Annotated in this window: 3 protein-coding genes; all 3 read left to right on the top strand. The window is 70.1% G+C overall.

Annotated elements, in window-relative coordinates; translation table 11 throughout:
- The first annotated feature begins 125 nt into the window (after nucleotides 1-125).
- The 3 genes from E2651_RS42020 to coaE all read left to right on the top strand — a co-directional run bounded on the left by E2651_RS42020 (nucleotide 126) and on the right by coaE (nucleotide 3,407).
- The gene (locus tag E2651_RS42020) at nucleotides 126-1,733 is read left to right on the top strand and encodes an FAD-dependent oxidoreductase (protein WP_135336530.1); all 1,608 of its coding nucleotides are present in this window, start codon (nucleotides 126-128) and stop codon (nucleotides 1,731-1,733) included.
- Nucleotides 1,734-1,842: 109 nt separating this feature from the next.
- Nucleotides 1,843-2,781 carry a PAC2 family protein gene (locus tag E2651_RS42015; protein WP_135336529.1) on the top strand — a complete coding sequence of 313 codons (939 nt, stop codon included), beginning with the start codon at nucleotides 1,843-1,845 and terminating at the stop codon, nucleotides 2,779-2,781.
- Between the two features lie 23 nt (nucleotides 2,782-2,804).
- Nucleotides 2,805-3,407 carry a dephospho-CoA kinase gene (coaE, locus tag E2651_RS42010; protein WP_135336528.1) on the top strand — a complete coding sequence of 201 codons (603 nt, stop codon included), beginning with the start codon at nucleotides 2,805-2,807 and terminating at the stop codon, nucleotides 3,405-3,407.
- Nucleotides 3,408-3,746 lie beyond the last annotated feature (339 nt).

The raw sequence follows: 3,746 nt of genomic DNA, 5'->3' as shown, positions 1-3,746 counted from the left end.
GGTGAGGGGGCGGGCGCGACGTGTGCGAGGAGAGAAACATGGCGGATACACGAGTAACTCCCGTGCTGTAACAGGCCGTTGTCAGGATCCCTGCGTCCAGCAAGATCGACAGGGGAGCCGAAGCCATGGCACAGACCCAGCCGGGGACCGGTACGAGCCGTCGCGCCTTCCTGCGCGATGTCGGCATCACGGGTGGCGCGGGCGCGATGCTCGCCACCATGGGTGCGCTCGGGATGGCGCCCACCGCGCAGGCGGCGCAGCGCGAAAAGCCCTTCCGGGCGCCGAGCGCGGGCGACTTCACGCTGCACGGCCGCGCGGCCGCGAAAGTCGTCGTCGTGGGCGGCGGCATCGCGGGTCTCGCCAGCGCCTACGAACTCGGCAAGGCGGGCTACGACTGTACGGTCCTGGAGGCCAGAGACCGCGCCGGAGGCCGCAACTTCACGGTGCGCGGCGGCGATTCGACCGTCGACCTGTACGGCAACCGGCAGACCGCGCGGTTCGCCGAGGGCCAGTACATGAACGCGGGACCCGGGCGGATCCCGCAGTGGATGGTCACGCTCGACTACTGCCGTGAACTCGGCGTACCCCTTGAGGTGTTCACGAATACGAACGCCGACGCCTATATCTTCAACGAGTCGGCGGGCATGTCCGAGCCGATGCGCTACCGCACCGCCAAGGCCGATGTGTACGGCTACGTCTCCGAGTTGCTCGCCAAGGCGACCGACAAGGGCGCGCTCGACAAGGAGCTCACCACCGCCGATCAGGACCGACTGACGGAGTTCCTCAAGGACTTCGGCGAACTCGGCGACAAGATGACCTACGAGGGCGGCGACCGGCGCGGCTACCGCACCGTCCCGGCCGCCACCGGCACCCCCGGAGTGCCGCTCGGCGATGTCCCGTCCGCCTCCGAGGTGTTCGCGAGCGGAGTGGGGCGCTACTTCTCCTTCGAGTTCGGCTTCGACCAGGCGATGCTGATGTTCCAGCCGGTCGGCGGCATGGACCGCATACCGCAGGCGCTGACCCGGGCGATCGGCGCGCACAAGGTGCGTACGGGCGCCGCCGTCACCCGCATCACCGACAAGGGACACGGCGTCACCGTCACCTACACCCAGGGCGGCAGGACCAGGTCCATCGACGCCGACTTCTGCATCGGGGCGCTGCCGCCCAACATCCTCGCCAAGGTCCCGCACAACCTCGGCCCCGGCGTCCAGCGGGCCCTGGAGGCGATCACCCCGCAGTCCGCGGGGAAGATCGGCCTGGAGTACCGCTCGCGCTGGTGGGAGCTCGACCACAGGATCTACGGCGGCATCACCGAGACCGACATGGACGTGAGCCACATCTGGCATCCCTCGCACGGCTTCCACGGAGAGCGGGGCCTGCTGGTCGGCTACTACAACTACGACAAGGACGCCGACACGTACGCCGCGCTCACCCCCAAGGAGCGCGAGAAGCGGGCCGTCGCGGCGGGCGTGAAGATCTACGGAGAGAAGTACCGCAGCGAACTCGCCTCGTCCTTCTCGCACCACTGGCGCCAGACTCCGTACCTGGAGGCGGCCTGGCACGACACCCCCGGCGGCCCCGACGACCCGCGCTACGGGCCGCTCAACGAGCCGACGGGGCGCGTCTACTTCGCCGGTGACTGGCTGAGCTACACCGACGCCTGGCAGCACGGAGCCTTCACCTCCGCACGCAGGGCGATCAGCAAGCTCCACGCGCGCGTGCTGGCCGCCTAGGCGCACGTGACGTAAGAAGCCGCTGTGAAGGGGCGCGGGAGGGAATGCCCGCGTCCCGGCGCGCGTTCTGCTGTACGAGTCACGACGCAGAGGGCGAGGAGCGGTCACAGTGCTTGATCCGCAGGGTTTGTACGCATGGGAGCCGAAGGGCCTCGACGTCGTCGACATGGCGCTCGCCCAGGAATCGGCCGGCCTTGTCATGCTCTACCACTTCGACGGATACATCGACGCGGGCGAGACCGGCGACCAGATCGTCGAGAGTCTTGTGGACAGCCTCCCCGGTCAGGTCGTGGCGCGCTTCGACCACGACCGGCTCGTCGACTACCGCGCGCGGCGCCCGCTGCTCACCTTCAAGCGCGAGCGCTGGACCGACTACGAGGTGCCCACGCTCGAGGTGCGCCTTCTCCAGGACGCCACCGGAGCGCCCTTCCTGCTGCTGTCCGGGCCCGAACCGGACGTCGAGTGGGAGCGCTTCGCGGCCGCCGTCCAGCAGATCGTGGAGCGCCTCGGCGTACGCCTCTCGGTGAACTTCCACGGCATCCCCATGGGCGTGCCGCACACCCGGCCCGTGGGCCTGACCCCGCACGGCAACCGCACCGACCTGGTGCCGGGACACCGCAGCCCCTTCGACGAGGCGCAGGTGCCGGGCAGCGCGGCGGCGCTCGTCGAGTACCGCCTCGTGGAGTCGGGGCGCGACGTGCTCGGCATCGCCGCGCACGTTCCGCACTACATCGCGCGCTCCGCGTACCCGGACGCGGCCCTCACGGTCCTCGAGGCGATCACCGCGGCGACCGGCCTGGTGCTTCCGGCCGTCGCGCACGGCCTGCGCACCGAGGCGCACCGTACGCAGACCGAGATCGACCGGCAGATCCAGGAGGGCGACGAGGAACTGGTCGCCCTGGTCCAGGGACTTGAGCACCAGTACGACGCCGCGGCGGGCGCCCAGGACCGGGGCAACATGCTCGCGGAGCCCGTGGACATTCCGTCGGCCGACGAGATCGGCCAGGAATTCGAACGTTTCCTCGCCGAGCGGGAGGGCGACGCCTGACGCCACCGCCTAAGCTGCCGGTCATGCTGAAGGTGGGCCTGACCGGCGGTATCGGCGCCGGCAAGAGTGAAGTCTCGCGTCTCCTCGTCGCGTCCGGAGCCGTACTGATCGACGCCGACAAGATCGCGCGCGAGGTGGTGGAACCGGGAACTCCGGGTCTGGCGGCGGTCGTTGAAGCTTTCGGACGGGAGATCCTGGCACCGGACGGCACCCTCGACCGGCCGAAGCTGGGCGCGATCGTCTTCGCCGACGCGCAGAAGCTGTCCGTACTGAACTCGATCGTGCACCCCCTGGTCGGCGCACGCTCCGCCGAGCTCGAGGCGTCCGCCGCGGACGACGCGGTGGTCGTCCACGACGTGCCGCTGCTCGCGGAGAACGGCCTGGCGCCGCTGTACGACCTTGTGGTCGTCGTCGACGCGAGCCCCGAGACGCAGCTGGACCGTCTTGTGCGGCTGCGCGGCATGCGCGAGGAGGACGCCCGCGCGCGGATGGCCGCTCAGGCGACGCGTGAGAAGCGACTGGAGATCGCCGATGTGGTGATCGACAACGACGGCCCCCTGGAGGGCCTCGAACAGCGGGTCTCCGCCGTATGGGCGGACCTCGCGCGCCGCGCACGATCGGCCTAGGGCCTGTCCGGTGGGTCAGGCCGGCCTTCGCGCCGGGCGCCGATTGATCAGGGCCGAGCGGGCCCTGGTGCGTGCGGCTGCAAGGCGGAGGAGGGCGGCAACGCGGAGCGTTGGCAACCGACGACAATGCCGGAGGGGGCACCTCCCTGCTCGAGTGAAGCCGAGGGCTTGGGGGAGGGGGGAGTGCGTGCCAGGGGTCGCGACCCCGGCAGGACCCATCGGACAGGCCCTAGTAGTGCTTCGTTAGGTTCTGGCTCGGGTGAGGGGGCGGCCGCAGGTGGTGCAGGTGCCGGTCCAGCACCGCAGCTGGTCTTGCAGCTCGTCGAGGACTTGGTAGAG

Origin of the sequence: Streptomyces sp. MZ04 (assembly GCF_004684775.1) — a bacterium.
Lineage (GTDB): Bacteria > Actinomycetota > Actinomycetes > Streptomycetales > Streptomycetaceae > Streptomyces.
Note: the sequence above shows the minus strand (reverse complement) of the source record. Positions and strands in the feature narration are given on the sequence as shown.

Excerpts from the sequence above, each read along its gene's own strand:
- coaE (WP_135336528.1), top strand. The coding sequence starts at position 2,805 with ATGCTGAAGGTGGGCCTGACCGGCGGTATCGGCGCCGGCAAGAGTGAA.
- E2651_RS42020 (WP_135336530.1), top strand. The coding sequence starts at position 126 with ATGGCACAGACCCAGCCGGGGACCGGTACGAGCCGTCGCGCCTTCCTG.